The organism is Neobacillus drentensis (assembly GCF_021560175.1).
In the GTDB taxonomy this organism is placed as follows: Bacteria; Bacillota; Bacilli; order Bacillales; family Cytobacillaceae; genus Neobacillus; species Neobacillus drentensis_A.
Window position 1 is genome coordinate 3,719,830 of the sequence record NZ_CP091110.1, and the last position, 15,245, is coordinate 3,735,074.

The window sequence follows — 15,245 nt, forward strand, 5'->3', positions numbered from 1 at the left end:
CATTTAAGGTGGTTTATTCAAGACTTTCAACATTAATAATTTTATTTTTATCAATACCAATAAGAGACAAAAAAAGTATGATCCTTTTCCCCGTTTGAATCTTTTCAGCCATCATCCGTCGATGCCAGCCGATGGACAAGTTTCCTTCGAGCCATGACGGAGTCTGATCTAAACTAGTAAGAGTTATGCCTTACTCGGTTACCATCCAATCAGACTGAAAAGATTTCCTCTTATTTTTAAATGTATGACCAATACGTGCTTTGCCATTACTACATTTCATTAATTGGTGAACCCCTTCTTCAATATGATCCAATGGAACTCCGCCAAGATAATAAAAAGAAACAGCGCGGAGAAAACTGACATTTACCTCCAAGCTGTTTTATTAAAGCCTTATACTACAAAAATTAAAAAAGGTAAATTAAAAAACTAGTCATTTAAGAATTGAAAAATTCAGGCGCTATAGTTGTCTAATTAAAGTATTAATCTTAATTTTATAAAACCCCAATTGAAATCTGATAGTGATAATATCCTTTATTTATCCAATTTTCAGGATGTATATTTTTCATCCAGCCATTATCTCCGCCTAGTCCTACATGCACATGATCCACATTCAAATAAATTTGATGATCTTTCATTAGTTCATCCTCGTAATTGGCCCGATCACACGCAGCAATCGAGTAATCATGAATGTCAAAATGAAACGGTACAGCACCTGTTACAGAAACACCACGATTATTATTATCTTCTACAATTAGGTACCTTACATCTTCTTTTCCTCCACACTCGACTGGCTTGATATATGGCGTATATTGTTCAGCAACCGTACTATTATAGCAACCTATCAGTGCTGATTCCTTACGATCTCGATAATTTTCCCATGGACCTCTCCCGTACCAGGTAATCTGATTTTTTTCTTCCGGAAGAATAAAGGTGAGGCCAATTCTTGGAATGGTTTCACTTATACAATTATTAATAACCGTCTTGGTGATTTCAACCCCTTTGCTGCCAATTCTATACTGAGTTGATACATTCAATTTCCCACCATTATAAGATACATCCGTAAAAATAAAGATTTGTGTATCTGTAACAGCCGTTTTTATACTATGAATATTGAGCTCCGGTTCAACTAATCCTTCCGCTCTCCACGCATCGGCATAATTGTTGTTGGGGTTTTTCGTTCCTTCATCAATTCCTGTGACAGGCCGATAGAAATTATCGATTCCTCCAGTAAAAGTATCTTCACCATTTAAAATCACTTTCGCGAATGAGCAATCCCGTTTATTAAAAAGAATGTCAGTAAGATCCCCTATAATGCCAATCTCGTCACTTGTTTCTCTCATCGTTAATTTTTCTCCGGTGATACAAGTTTCTTGTTTGGTAAGTATTGATTCCTCAAGAGGAATTTGATAAATATAAATGATGTGACCAGATTTTGCATAAGAAGTGTCTTCTCTTAAAGCTGCTTTAATATTAAGGAAGGCTTCTCCCGAAATTTTTTCTGTATTCAGCTGATACTCCAAATCCTCTGATTGTCCCGGGGGAGTGAAATATTGTTTTAGCTCTCCTTCATCGACAATTTTACCGTCACACTGGAGTTCCCAAGTAAATCTAAGATGACTAAGATCTAAAAACTGATAGTTATTCTTAATCATATAACCACCTGTTCCGAAATAAGGATTAACCTCATACACTATCTTCACAGGTGCTTGACCATATTTCACTTCATAAGCAGCAGGTTTCCAGCTTAAATCAGGAAATACTACTCCATTCAGACACATATCTTCAACTGGATCAACTACTTCTTCGCCGAAGGCTCCACCATAAACATACTTTTTGGAACCATCCTTACCATCCTGTACCAATGCCTTATCTTGAAAATCCCAAATAAATCCGCCCTGAAAACGAGGATATTTATCTACCAAATCCCAGAATAACTTAAAGTTCCCATTACTATTACTTTTGGCATAAGCATATTCACACATTATGAATGGACGTAAATCTTTGGCATCGGCCATTTTCTCTTCTATCCAGTTCTTTGTAGGATACATAGGTGCAAGAATATCCGTGATATTCCTTCCTGGATTCATGGATTCATACTGTACATACCTACTCTTATCATATTCTTTAATCCAACCATACATGGCAGCATGATTAGCACCCACACCAGATTCATTACCTAGCGACCATAGAATAATGGATGGATGGTTTTTATCCCTAACTACCATTCTAGTAGCACGCTCGATGTATGCAGCCGTCCATTCTGGAGAAATGCTTAACTGACCTCCATAACCATGTGTTTCAATGTTTGCTTCATCAACCAGATAGATTCCAAGCACGTCACATAAATCATACCAGTCACTTGCATGTGGATAATGGCTGGTTCGAACGGCATTAAAGTTCAATTGTTTAATTGTGAGAATCTGTTGTCTCATATATTCCTTTGAGACAGTTCTCCCTGTTTCGGGACAAAATGCGTGTAAATTTACTCCACGGACAATCAATCTATTTCCATTAACACATAGCACCCCGTCAGCATTAATTTCGATTTTACGGAATCCTACCTTAGTACTTTCAATGTCAGTAATATTTCCTGTTTTATCTATGGTTTCCAGCACTAAAGTATATAGATATGGAGACTCTGCAGACCACAAATGTGGTTTCTCTACAGTTATTGACGCAAATGCTATAAACTTGGGCATAAGATAGAAACCACATTGTGCATATGTTGTACTGCTAAAAGAGTTTACAAGATTATTTTCCGCATCATAGAGACTTAATTTTACGTAAGTTTCTCCATAACCTTTCACAATGTTTGGCTGAAGCATTACCTTTAACTCAGCCTTTTCGTAATCATCTCTATTAAATAACGTTTCCACCTTATAGTCGAAAACTCGTTGTTTACTCTTTGCATATATTCTTACATCACGAAAGATCCCGGATAAATGCCAATAATCCTGGTCTTCTAGATACGTCCCATCACAAAACTGCAGGACTTTTACGGCAAGTTCATTTTTTCCGAATTGGATTGCTTCGGTGATATCAAAACTCGCATCTAGTTTACTATCCTGCGAATAACCTATTTTAATGCCATTTATCCAGAGGTAAAAACCAGATTCAACACCGCCGAATTCTAAAAATACATCTCTTCCTTCAAAATAATCAGGTACTTCAAATGTAGAACGATAGTATCCAGTAAGATTTTTTTCCGGTACGAATGGGGCATTTAACTCGATCTGACCCGCAGCTATCTCTAACTCAAAAGGAGATTCAGCTTTCCCTCTTTTAAGGGGGTAGATCATGTTCGTATAGACCGGTTTGCCATACCCATGGAGTTCCCAGTTTGATGGAACCGGTATAGCATCCCAATCGGAATCATGATAATTAACGGTCTCGAACCCTCCCGGAACGTCTAACGGACTTTCTGTCAACATGAATTTCCACATTCCATTTAGGCTCTTTACATATTTAGAAGAAGAACGATTGCAGCTAAGTGCCTGTTCCACCGTTTCATATGCCCCATATGGAGAATGCATCGGATATCGATTTCTTTGCGTTATATACTGATTTTCCCATTCTCTATTCATAATAAGCTCCTTTTGCCGTATTTAGTTCAAACTATGTTCTTGTTAACTCTCTGTTAGCGCTTTAATAGAATTATATAATTGTATTTATTTATATTAAATGGTTCACTTGGTGATTTTTTTGTCCATTTTGGTATAATAATGTTTCAGGACAAACCATATAAGTAGGGATTATCATGAAACTAGAAATGAAAAAAGACGTAATTTATCGGTGCATAGGAACGAATTTTACTAATGGTATATTAGCTTGTGGTTATATGACAAAACCTTCTAAGGAACAATCTCAATTTAGTTTTCTTATAGATTATTACAGCTGTTTCATACTGTTATCCGGAAATGGGTTTTATCATTTATCAAATGGTAAAAAGATTCCCATTCAAGCTGGTGACTTCGTTCAACGCATTCCCGGTGTTCTCCACTCCACAGAAGTAATTCCCGATGGCAATTGGTTAGAATTCTTTATCAGTTTTGGTCGTTCTACCTATGATTATTTATATAGCATGAACCTCCTCCCAACTGATACTCCGGTCAGGAAGGTCGAATATGATGATAACTCTATCTATAGATTTAATCGGATGTTAAAACTATTAAAAGACGCTGATGATTCTGAACTCCCATATTTATCACTGAAAGCTCAGGAATTAGTATTATCTACTATTAATCCAATAACACAAACTCCTATCATAAGTGCTCAAGAAAAATTAATGGAAGAGGCTTGTCTCCTGCTTTCAACTGATATTGATACAAATATATCATTAGAAAAAGTAGCAGCCACTCTTAATATGAGTTATGAGAATTTTCGAAAGCAATTCCGTAAATATATCGGCATTGCTCCTGCTCAATATCGAATTGAGCAAAAAATGAAACATGCAAAACTTATGTTATTATCCGGTATATCCATTAAAGAAACCTCTCAACTTACTGGTTACAGTGATACCTATTCTTTTACAAAGCAATTTAGTAATACTGTTGGAATATCTCCTGGTCGGTTTAAGCGGGATAGACGGTAAAGAACTGTACATGGACGCTTGGAATCAAACATGATTTACTAACAATAAAAAGAAAGTGCCTGTCACCTAGCTAATTCGCCAAGTAACAGACACCCAGATTAATTAAATTAAGATTATCGACTATAAAACCATTTATGATGCATTTTCAAACTGACTAATATTAAGCTCAGCATATAGAATCCATTTTTTAAAAGTAATTCTTCGTGATTTCCTGGACAACAATAACGTAGTAGCTCTTGTGTTTCTTTTTTTTAGGACTGACCGCAATATCTATCAGTCTTATAATCTAATGCTGAAAAAGAATCATCGAAAATAAAGATTTCTGGCTGTCTATACACCGCACGGGAGATGGAAAGGCTTTGCTTCTGCCGCCGGAAATATTTCGTACCGCCTTGAGAAATTGCCGCATCATACCTGTTTTCCATTTTTCCAACAAATTCTTACCTTGTCATATTTCAACGGCCTTCTTAATATCATGATGAACCTTTGCTAAATTATTTCCTCTTTATCCATAAGTTACCATTACCTTACTCGTAATCAAAAAAATCAGTTTCAAATCCACATCATGGCTGGATTTGAAACTGTCCATAACTTTCTATATAACCATTAGGAATCCATTTAACTAAACTAACAAATTAGTTAGTTAGTTAGTGCTTAACGTTTTTGCTGCTACCTTTTTCGAATGGGCTTTAGATTCTAAATCTGCAGCTTGTTTAACCTTTTTAATAAATAGGGATAGAAGTAGTCCGACGAGGCCAATCCCAATAATGACGAGGTATGCATCATTAATACCCTGAATGGTGGCTTCTTTAATCAGCTGCGCTTGATTCAAACCTTTAGCAGCTGCCGTAGGAATCAGATCCTGCAGGTGTGTTTTTGTCCGGTCAGACATAACCGTAATAAGAAGCGATGTCCCAACAGCACCAGCCACTTGCCGAATGGTATTGCTAATCGCTGTTCCGTGTGCATTTAACTGCTGTGGCAGTTGATTTAATCCAGCGGTCTGTAAAGGCATCATCATTAATGCCATCCCAATTCGGCGCCCTGTTGACATAAGAACCAAATCCAGATAACTTGTCGAGTCCGTCAAGTTGGTAAAGCCCATCGTTGTGGCAATCGTAATAATCATACCAATAACTGCTAGCCATTTTGCACCGAAGCGATCGAACAGCTTACCGGTAACTGGCATCAGGAATCCCATGATTAGCGCTCCTGGAAGCAGGAGCAAGCCGGACTCAATAGCTGAATAGCCTCGGACGTTCTGAAGGTAAAGCGGAAGCAGCATCATGTCTGCATACATGACCATGGTAACAGCGATATTGATAATCGTTGTTAAGGAGAACATACTGTACTTGAAAGAACGTAAATCAAGCAATGGATTTTGCGATTTTAACTGTTTCCAAGAAAAGAGTCCAAGGGCTAAGATACCAGCAGCAATCGTACTTATTACCTCCACGTCTGACCATCCAAGGCTTCCAGCTCGGCTGAAACCATATAGCAAGGCACCGAAACCAATGGTGGAGAGTACGACACTCAGGATATCAAGCTTTGTATTAATTGGCTCCGATACATTTCGGAGATAAATGAATCCTAGACCAATAACAATAACAGCAAATGGAATCATCCCGTAAAACATGGTTTCCCATTTGTAGTGCTCAATAATATAGCCGGCAATGGTAGGCCCGATGGCTGGAGCAAATATGATGGCTAGACCGACCATCCCCATGGCTGCTCCTCTTTTTTCAGGAGGAAAGATGGTAAGAATGACGTTCGTTAAGAGCGGCATAATGATTCCTGCACCTGCAGCCTGAATCATACGTCCGGTCAATAATAAAGGAAAGCCGGTTGCGACTGCTGAAACAATGGTTCCAGCTAAAAATATGATCATGGAAGCTTGAAAGAGCTGACGGGTGGAAAACCGCTGCATTAAGTAGGCGGTTATAGGAATCAACACACCGTTTACTAGCATGTAACCAGTAGTTAACCACTGGGCAGTGGCAGCTGTGATTTTAAATTCAACCATTAACTCAGGTGTTGCCACGCTCATGAGTGTTTGGTTTAAAGTGGCAATGAAAGCCCCTAATATCATAATGAACATGACAGGTCCCTTTTTTAACGAGTTTGTGACACTTTTTGGATGATTATTCAATATTTTCCTATCCTTTCTAAAATGAATATAGACTTTATTTACAACGTGTATAATAATTGACATTGTATAAATTACTCTATAACGAGATGATTAATGTGACAACAGACAATTTCTTACGATGTGTAAATTAGTTATCATTTATTTCATTTTTGTTGTGTAATTCGTAAATAATAGACAGAATTAAAAATAGTGTAAATTTCCGTCCAGTAGGAAAGGTGAGTACAAAATGACAGACCAGGAAAAACCACGATTAGATCCTCGTATCCTTCGCACACGTCAATTAATCAAGGAAGCATTAATCGATTTACTACAAGAGGTGGATATCAATAAAATAACGGTTAATCGGATTGCTGAACGCGCAACCATTAACCGTGTCACTTTTTATCTTCACTATAAGGATATTCCGGACATGCTGGAGATAATGGCACAGGAAATGGCTGAGGATATTGAGTCGATCATGGGAAGTAACACCGAGGACCAAAAAGATGACAAAAATATCGACTTTGTGAAGCTAGAAACCCTGCTTGAGTATATTGCAAAAAATGCCAAATTTTATAAAGTAGTTCTCAATTCCAGACGAACTCCCATCTTTACAGAGCGTTTATTAACGATCCTCACGAAATCCATTACAGAGAAAACGGGAAACAACCGACTGGAGACGAGTCATATTATTCCAAGGGATATTGCGATCTGGTACGGTTCATCCGCTTTGATTGGAACGATTGTCGCTTGGCTGCGTAACGATATGCCCTATACTCCGCAATTTCTGGCTAAGCAGTTGTCTATCCTTTTTCGATTGGGCAAGGAGTAATTAAAATGAAAGCCTGATTCAGTTTAAGCAGCATGCCTAAGTTAAACAGAATTATAACTTATTAGTGACTTAGTTTAAAAAAGGTGATGTTGTCATTGCTTTGTTAAGTGCATGTATCATGGATGAAGCTATGTTTGAAGATCCGTTTTCTTTATACATCCATCGTTCCAATAATAAAAGACATTTGACCTTTGGAAACGGTCCACATATTTGTTTAGGTGCGCCTCTTGCACGATTAGAAATGAAAATTGCTCTTGAGGCATTTTTGCAAAAGTTTTCTCGGATCGAACCGGTAGAAGGTTTTCAATTAGAAGAAAATTTAAAAGCTTCCGCAACGGGACAGTCGTAAACTTGTCTGCAGATGAGGGTTCTTAAGTAAAGACCTGAACTTTTTTGCCGAGTTTTTAATAGATTTAAAACTTATGTTTTATGAGATTAGCTTTTATAGAGCGAAACGTAAAAAAAACGCCTACCTATATGGTATTTAAAGGCGTTTTTTTCCATATGGTGATTTTATAACATACTAGGGCTGAGCTCCACCACGTTTCCGTTTCCGTTTGCCTTTGTCTTGCATTCACTTGAATCTCCTAATATGCAATGATAGGAACATACCTTAAAGATTCCACCGATTAATTTAAAAGAGATTGCCGTTTTCGTTAAAACTCATATATTCTGGTTCACTTACTAGTTCAATATTTGGATTGTTCTTTGCTTCATCCATCAAGCATTCAGAGATGAACAGATGTTCAAGCTCCAGCGTATTTTTAATTCGGATAATCTTCATATGGTTATAGTCAACATCAAAACAAGTTTTCATGGCAGCTCTTATCGCTAAGCTGTCATTTTCCATAACCATCGGAATTTTTACACTTTGTGCCAGTCTGTTAGTCAATGGGTTGGGGTAAGTAGATTCAAATGAGATCTTATCAAAGAGTCTTCTTGAGCAAATATCAGCATTAGCCATTCCGTTTGCATTGCCATGTGACTCTTTTGTAAGATCGAGAACGGCTAGTCTTTGTGCCAGCGGATTATATTTTAAGGAACCTGAGTAATTTCTTCTAATGATATTTGGATCCATGCCGCTGCCTGAGATGTTTTTACCCATTTCATCCACGATTAGAACATCACATTTTTCGAACATAATGCTTGGCATAAGTTTATGTGCTTCTTGCAGTAATCCTGGTTCCTCATCCATTATCCGTTCCTTTGATATGGCAACAATTTTATATGTTTCATCATAGGCGTTCTCAATCATTCCAACCGCAAATATAATGTTAGATTTTGCCAGAGTCACCCTTGCAATCTCATCCACTCTAAACGGAATGTTTTCTACACCGGATGAGTGAATGATTTCAGCCCCCACTTGTTTACCAAGCCCAACCGCAATCATTTTGGCCAAGCCGCTTTCATAGGGCGCCCTAAAGGATGTATGAGGCTTAATGCGGCCAGTAATAATAATCGCATCTGCATTCGTATGTGCATTCTTATCAATATTAACCGGGAGTCCATTTTTGGAGACCCCAATCTGAACAACTTCCATACTAGACACTATGGGTGCTCCAGTAGATTCTTCAGTAATCCCGAGTTCGGCAAGTATTTCTACTTGTCCCTCTCCAGTTGCTCCCCCATGGCTCCCCATGGTTGGCACAATAAACGGGTGTGCTCCTCTTTCTTTGACGGCAGTAACAATTTCTCTTACGATGCAAGGCATATTAGCAATTCCTCTACTGCCCACCGCTATAGCAACCCGGTCACCATCCTTGACTCTCTCAATAATTTCTTTTTTATTGAGTTCTTCTCTAACCACCGCAGTTACATCGGCAATCGTTTCTCGTGGGAAACGCTGTCTGATTTTAATCATTCTTGGAATGTTGATCCCTCTGAATAATTTCTCCATTTTAAATACCTCTTTTCAAAGGGAAACAACATAGATTATCCCCCTTTCTAAAAATATATTTATCCTTTAATCAGGTGATTGGTGCTGGATTAAATAGAGTAAAATCATTATAAATTTCGTATTGTTCTGCAAAAGTTTGTTTTCTTCCGCTGGCTACATCAATAATTTCGTTGAATAATTGAGTTCCAATTTCTTGAATGGTTGCTTCACCAGTGGCGATTGGCCCTGCATTGATATCAATTAAATCTTGCCACATACCTTTCATATCATTTCTTGAACATACTTTAATGACTGGTGCAGCTCCTAATCCGTAAGGAGTTCCTCGTCCTGTCATAAAAACTTGGAGCGTGATTCCACTAGATAACTGGCACGAGCCGCATACAAAGTCACTGGCTGGAGTGGCTGCAAAAATCATCCCTTGTTTCGTTGGTCTTTCTCCTGGTGAAAGAACTTCTACAATCGGAGAAGTACCAGATTTAGCAATCGAACCCATTGCTTTTTCAACAATATTCGATAGACCCCCTTTTTTATTTCCAGGAGTCGGATTCGCTGAACGATCGACTTGACCATTATTCAGGTATTGATCATACCATTTCATCTCATCAGCTAATTTCTTCCCCACTTCTTTGCTCACACAACGCTCGGCAATGATATGGACACCATCACGAACCTCGGTTACTTCAGAAAACATGACAGTTGCACCCGCGTTCACTAACATATCGGCAGCATATCCGGCCGAAGGATTTGCCGTTACCCCTGAGAAAGCATCGCTCCCACCGCACTGTAATCCAATCGATAATTGTGAAAGAGGTAGTTCAACACGCTCTCTTTCATTCAATTTTTTTAATTTGTTTTCAGCCATATTCATAATTTTTCCCATAATCGACTGGTGACCCATTTCATTTTGAAACGTTACTACATTTTCTGAAGTGTTATAATCCTCATCCAATAACTTTTCTAAAGTTAGTTTTTCACATCCTAGCGAGATAATCATCGTCTCCCCACCAAAATTGGGATGCTTGACCATGTTTTGCAGCATGCGAATCGGGATGTTTGCTTCAGGGGCATTGATAGCAACTCCGCATCCATAAGCATGGTTTATCGCTACCACATCATCAACATTTGGATATTTAGGAAGAAGTTCTTGTTTAATTCTCTTTACTGCGTTATTTAAAACACCTGTGACACATTGAACAGTTGTCACAATTCCCAATATATTTCTTGTTCCAGCATATCCTCCGTCTTTGTTTGGATAACCCATAAACGTTCGTGCTGGTGGTTGAGGTAACTCTTTTACTATATTCGTTCCAAACTGCATTTCATCCAAAGCTGGCGGAATTGGAAGTTCTAACATATGCTCATTGATCCAGTCGCCCTTTTTAATAGAATGCAAGGCATATCCTAAAGTGACACCATATCGGACGATTGGTTCGCCTTCTCCAATATTGCATAAGGCAATCTTATGTCCTTGGGGAATATCCTGATTTACTAGAATATCACCATTAGCAATGGTACCTGCTGGAATGGCATTTACTGTAATAGCAACGTTATCATTATCATTAATTTTAATAATTCGATTTTCCACGCGTTACCCTCCTAAACTCTTGTTTTATTCTCAAAACAATTGTACTCTTACATCATATATAAAGTAAAAGTGGTTATTTTTAGAATTCTATAAGAAAATCTAAGAGTACGTAGGAGAATTTCAAATGGATCTAAAACAGTTGGACTATATGATTAAAATCGCTGAGGAAAACAATATTACAAAAGCAGCTGAAAAACTATTTATCACTCAATCAGCGTTAAATCAGCAGCTCTTAAAATTAGAAAAAGAACTAGGAACGCAACTTTTTGTTCGTTCAAGGACAAATTGGCATCCCACTCAAGCAGGAGAAATTTATATTGAGAATGCAAAAAAAATGCTCCGTATTAAAAGAGATACCTACAACCAAATTAATGACCTATTGGATATAAAAAAAGGAAAGCTTAGTATTGGCTTAACTCCTGAACGTGGTCCAGAAATGTTTGCAACCATCTATCCCACTTTTTACAAAAAGTATCCTAATCTAAAAGTGGAACCAATTGAACTGCCGGTGAAACAACAACAACATGAAATATCACTGGGGAATATTGATATTGGATTATTAACATTGCAAAATTCACAAAAAACAAATGATGAATATATCTTTATCTGTTCAGAAGATATTATTTTAGCTGTTCCTAAAGCGCATCCCCTAGCCCATTTAGGAGGAAAACTCGGTGATAAATTACCTGAAATAAGCTTAGAACTTTTTAAAAACGATACGTTTGCCCTTATGCAAAAAGGATCCACTCTTCGAGAAATTTATGATTATCTTACTGCCGATGAAGATTTTAACCCATCTATCTTGTTAGAAACTAGGAGCTGCCATACTTTGTACCAAATGGTGGCCGAAGGAATTTGTTGTTCCATCATCCCAATGGCTTATGCCCAGCCTAACTCTAACGTCTCATACTTCGTCATCAAGCAAAAACCTGTTTGGGAAGTATGTGCATCTTATAAAAAAGGTACTTATCTAAGTAATCCTGCTAAAGATCTTATAGGTATTGCCAGTTCTTATTGGTCAAAAAAATTAAAACAATGAAGAAAAAAAGCAGGTTTTCCTATTAACCTGTGGGAGTTAACGTACAACTCTTTACAAACTGTATGCTATAATTTGGAGGGTAAAATAAAGATAGAGGTGACCATTTTTGGCAATACATGTTGTACTATATCAACCAGAAATTCCCGCTAACACTGAAAATATTGCACGCACTTGTGCCGCAACGGAAACAGCATTGCATTTAATCCGGCCACTTGGCTTTTCAACAGATGAAAAGATGATCAAACAAGCCGGTTTAGATTTCTGGGAGCTTGTAAACATAACGTACTATGACTCATTAGATGACTTTTTTTCAAAAAACCAAGGTGAGTTTTACTATATTGAAACGTTTGGTGAAAAACCACATTCATCTTTTGATTTCAGTGATGGTTCAAAAGAACATTATTTTATGTTCGGAAAAGAAACAACTGGTTTACCAAAGGATTTACTTAGAAATAATAAGGACCATTTTTTAAGAATACCAATGAATGATCATATTCGATCACTGAACCTCTCGAATACAGCAGCTATATTGGTGTATGAGGCTTTGCGTCAGCAAGGATTTCCCAATCTAAAGTAAAAAAATCTTCCGGCTAGGAAGATTTTTTGTTTGTTTTTACTTACATAAATATATTTATTTTTCTGGTGAAATTGAATTAACAAGTTGGGTCAGTGCTTCTTTGATTGGAGTAACTGGACGACCAAGTACTTTCTCAAAATCATTACTTTCAACATCAAGTGAACCATTCCGAATACTTTCTTGAATTCCTACTACAATCGGAATCACAAAATCAGGCAACCCTAAACCTTTCATTATCTCTGCATATTTTTCGTCACTAACTTGTTGTACAGGTATTTCTTTACCCAATACCGCAACAAGTTCAGATGCCAATTCTTCTTGAGTTAAAAGTGGACCAGATAGTTCATACACTGAATTCTCATGACCGTTTCCAAGAAGAACCGCTGCTGCTGCATCAGCGTAATCTTGTTGCAGTGCCCAGCCTACTTTACCTTCCCCAGCTGAAGTTACCCACGGAGCTCCGGCGAGCGCACCTTGAATGCTTCCAATTTCATTCTCCAAATACCAATTGTTGCGCAAGAAAGAATATGGGATACCCGTTTTAATGATGGCTGCTTCTGTCGCAACATGAGGCGGAGCCATTAAATTTTTACTATCGGTAGCATTTGCCAAGCTTGTGTAAGCAATAAATTTTACCCCTGCACGCTCCGCCGCTTGGACAGCGTCAGTATGTTGACGAATTCTTGTTTCATTGTCACCATCCGCAGAAATAATTAATAAACGGTCAATCCCTGTAAAAGCCTGATCTAATGTTTCTGGTCGGTCAAAATCACCATGCCGAACTTCTACTCCCCGATCACGAAGTCCTTCTGCTTTCTCTGGATTTCGAACACTCACTGCCAAATCACTTGCTGGTATAGCTTTCAATAATGAATCGACCACTTTTGTACCTAACTTCCCTGTTGCTCCAGTAACTAATAGTTTCATTTATATTCCCTCCAGGTTTTAGTTGTAACAATATTGATTACATGTTTTCATTTTAGTTACCTGTACTCATTTTGTCAACAAGTTAGTTTTTTTATATTTTATTGTTAATTTGGTATAATAAGCTTGTAATCAATTTAATTACATGAAAAAAAAATAAATTAAATAATAGAATCGTTAATAGGATGGTGACGAAACATGTCTATCAGCAGCCGATTTGCTGTCGGGATTCATATATTAGCTCTTATTGAAATTAATAAAGATGGGGTCAGCTCATCTGAATTTTTAGCAGGGAGTGTAAATACCAATCCAGCAGTGATCAGGAAAATTATGGGGATGCTAAAAAAAGCAGGGTTGATAATCGTGAGGCCAGGTATTGCAGGGGCTGAATTAGCAAAGGATTTATCTGATATTACATTACAGGACGTATATAAAGCAGTTAATGTCGTCCAAGAGAAAGAGTTGTTTAGCATACATGAAAATCCAAATCCTGATTGTCTTGTCGGGAGAAATATTCAATGTACCATTGAACCTTTGTTTACTTTAGCCCAAACGGCATTGGAAAAGGCTCTTGGGAATGTAACCATTGAAGATGTAGTGAAAGATATTATTGAAAAAGAGGAATTTAATACTATAAAGTAATTAGAAAAACGACATTCCTCCGGTGAATGTCGTTTACTACTATCTGCTCTATTCTAATAAGAAATACTCACTTCACTCTTAGCCTTTGAGAAGGGCTCTTTATTCAAAGCCAACAATACAATCATCCCAATTATACAAGCTGTACCAATCCATTGGAAAATTCCAAACGATTCTTTTAACCAAAAGACTGTCGTTAAAACAGCCGCTAGTGGCTCTATGCTTCCAAGCAGACTTGATTCTTTAGGTGCTAGACTTTGCAAACTTTCTATATAAAACCAGAAGGCAATCATCGTACCAAAAATGATAACGAAGAACAGATATAAATAAGCTTCTAGTGTTAAGCCTCTAGTGTCTAATTGCCACGGTGGATGAATAAAACTTAAAGCCAAACCACCGATCATCATAGCCCAACCAACAATAACAAGCGAATCGTATTGCTTCAGTAATGGAATGGCATATAACGTATAAAAGGCTAAAGCGAATCCAGATAGCACACCCCAAACGATGGCAGGTGTTGGTACAGATAATTGAGAAATGGAGCCGTTTGTTAATAAGAAAAAACATCCCACTAAAGCAAGTGAAACAGTCAACAAATCATTTCGTGTTACAATCGTTTGTTTGCGGATAATCAAGTAAACGATAATGATCACAGGTGCTAAATATTGTAATAGAGTGGCAACCGCTGCATTTCCATGTTGAATGGAAGCCATATACGTGTATTGAACCGCAAGCATGCCGATTAATCCGAAAATCAGTAATGGAATAGCGGTCTTTCTAGTTTTCCAAACTCCAAGTATCTGGGAACGGTCTTTTCTGAAAAATTGAACGGTTAAGAGTAAAAAACCAGCTAGAAGTAATCGAGTGGTAACTAGCCAATCTACATCGATTTGATACTGTTGAAATAGCTTTTTTGCAACAGTTCCACCAATCCCCCAAAATACCGCTCCAGTAATAACAAGAGCAATTCCCTTTTGTCTATTCATGATTGATTCTCCACCTTTAAATATAAAAATAGTGATATACTATTTTT

General features: G+C 37.6%; 11 protein-coding genes and 2 pseudogenes. 6 read left to right on the forward strand and 7 right to left on the reverse strand.

The genetic code is table 11. The features are described 5' to 3' along the window. Positions 1-491: 491 nt before the first annotated feature. Positions 492-3,584 carry a glycoside hydrolase family 2 TIM barrel-domain containing protein gene (locus tag L1999_RS17360; RefSeq protein WP_235739699.1) on the reverse strand — a complete coding sequence of 1,031 codons (3,093 nt, stop codon included), beginning with the start codon at positions 3,582-3,584 and terminating at the stop codon, positions 492-494. Between the two features lie 173 nt (positions 3,585-3,757). Here L1999_RS17360 and L1999_RS17365 point away from each other — a divergent pair, with 173 nt between their 5' ends. Then, entirely contained in the window at positions 3,758-4,591 is an 834-nt protein-coding gene (locus L1999_RS17365; RefSeq protein WP_235739700.1) for a helix-turn-helix domain-containing protein, read from the forward strand. A 207-nt stretch (positions 4,592-4,798) separates the two neighbouring features. Here the strand turns inward: L1999_RS17365 and L1999_RS29800 are convergent. Further along, a pseudogene (locus tag L1999_RS29800) lies at positions 4,799-5,031 on the reverse strand (ABC transporter ATP-binding protein); the annotation flags it as partial. Positions 5,032-5,234: 203 nt separating this feature from the next. Then, positions 5,235-6,689 (reverse strand): DHA2 family efflux MFS transporter permease subunit, encoded by a 1,455-nt coding sequence (locus L1999_RS17370; RefSeq protein WP_235744379.1) that lies wholly within the window; start codon positions 6,687-6,689, stop codon positions 5,235-5,237. Between the two features lie 277 nt (positions 6,690-6,966). Between L1999_RS17370 and L1999_RS17375 the strand changes: the two genes are divergently transcribed. Both L1999_RS17375 and L1999_RS17380 read left to right on the forward strand, forming a co-directional pair. Further along, positions 6,967-7,551: a TetR/AcrR family transcriptional regulator gene (locus L1999_RS17375; RefSeq protein ID WP_235739701.1), complete on the forward strand. Its 585-nt coding sequence runs from the start codon at positions 6,967-6,969 to the stop codon at positions 7,549-7,551. A 76-nt stretch (positions 7,552-7,627) separates the two neighbouring features. Next, a pseudogene (locus tag L1999_RS17380) lies at positions 7,628-7,900 on the forward strand (cytochrome P450); the annotation flags it as partial. Between the two features lie 285 nt (positions 7,901-8,185). On the opposite strand, the gene L1999_RS17385 reads toward L1999_RS17380, so the two are convergent. Further along, positions 8,186-9,448, reverse strand: a complete 1,263-nt coding sequence (locus L1999_RS17385) for a nickel pincer cofactor-dependent isomerase, group 22 (protein ID WP_235739702.1) — start codon at positions 9,446-9,448, stop codon at positions 8,186-8,188. 70 nt (positions 9,449-9,518) lie between these two features. Beyond that, positions 9,519-11,033: a galactarate dehydratase gene (gene garD / locus L1999_RS17390; RefSeq protein ID WP_235739703.1), complete on the reverse strand. Its 1,515-nt coding sequence runs from the start codon at positions 11,031-11,033 to the stop codon at positions 9,519-9,521. Positions 11,034-11,157: 124 nt separating this feature from the next. Here garD and L1999_RS17395 point away from each other — a divergent pair, with 124 nt between their 5' ends. Then, positions 11,158-12,072, forward strand: a complete 915-nt coding sequence (locus tag L1999_RS17395; RefSeq protein WP_275677017.1) for a LysR family transcriptional regulator — start codon at positions 11,158-11,160, stop codon at positions 12,070-12,072. Positions 12,073-12,178: 106 nt separating this feature from the next. Continuing rightward, entirely contained in the window at positions 12,179-12,649 is a 471-nt protein-coding gene (gene trmL, locus L1999_RS17400; RefSeq protein ID WP_235739705.1) for a tRNA (uridine(34)/cytosine(34)/5-carboxymethylaminomethyluridine(34)-2'-O)-methyltransferase TrmL, read from the forward strand. A 54-nt stretch (positions 12,650-12,703) separates the two neighbouring features. Here the strand turns inward: trmL and L1999_RS17405 are convergent, their stop codons facing one another. Continuing rightward, positions 12,704-13,576, reverse strand: a complete 873-nt coding sequence (locus tag L1999_RS17405; protein WP_235739706.1) for an SDR family oxidoreductase — start codon at positions 13,574-13,576, stop codon at positions 12,704-12,706. Between the two features lie 195 nt (positions 13,577-13,771). Between L1999_RS17405 and L1999_RS17410 the strand changes: the two genes are divergently transcribed. Continuing rightward, entirely contained in the window at positions 13,772-14,215 is a 444-nt protein-coding gene (locus L1999_RS17410) for an Rrf2 family transcriptional regulator (RefSeq protein WP_235739707.1), read from the forward strand. Between the two features lie 53 nt (positions 14,216-14,268). Here the strand turns inward: L1999_RS17410 and L1999_RS17415 are convergent, their stop codons facing one another. Continuing rightward, positions 14,269-15,198: an EamA family transporter gene (locus tag L1999_RS17415; RefSeq protein WP_235739708.1), complete on the reverse strand. Its 930-nt coding sequence runs from the start codon at positions 15,196-15,198 to the stop codon at positions 14,269-14,271. Positions 15,199-15,245: the final 47 nt, after the last annotated feature.

Bases quoted from the DNA above. Each gene is read 5' to 3' on its own strand.
- L1999_RS17360 (WP_235739699.1), bottom strand. From the start codon at position 3,584: ATGAATAGAGAATGGGAAAATCAGTATATAACGCAAAGAAATCGATAT.
- L1999_RS17365 (WP_235739700.1), top strand. From the start codon at position 3,758: ATGAAACTAGAAATGAAAAAAGACGTAATTTATCGGTGCATAGGAACG.
- L1999_RS17370 (WP_235744379.1), bottom strand. From the start codon at position 6,689: ATGTTCATTATGATATTAGGGGCTTTCATTGCCACTTTAAACCAAACA.
- L1999_RS17375 (WP_235739701.1), top strand. From the start codon at position 6,967: ATGACAGACCAGGAAAAACCACGATTAGATCCTCGTATCCTTCGCACA.
- L1999_RS17385 (WP_235739702.1), bottom strand. From the start codon at position 9,448: ATGGAGAAATTATTCAGAGGGATCAACATTCCAAGAATGATTAAAATC.
- L1999_RS17395 (WP_275677017.1), top strand. From the start codon at position 11,158: ATGGATCTAAAACAGTTGGACTATATGATTAAAATCGCTGAGGAAAAC.
- L1999_RS17405 (WP_235739706.1), bottom strand. From the start codon at position 13,576: ATGAAACTATTAGTTACTGGAGCAACAGGGAAGTTAGGTACAAAAGTG.
- L1999_RS17410 (WP_235739707.1), top strand. From the start codon at position 13,772: ATGTCTATCAGCAGCCGATTTGCTGTCGGGATTCATATATTAGCTCTT.
- L1999_RS17415 (WP_235739708.1), bottom strand. From the start codon at position 15,198: ATGAATAGACAAAAGGGAATTGCTCTTGTTATTACTGGAGCGGTATTT.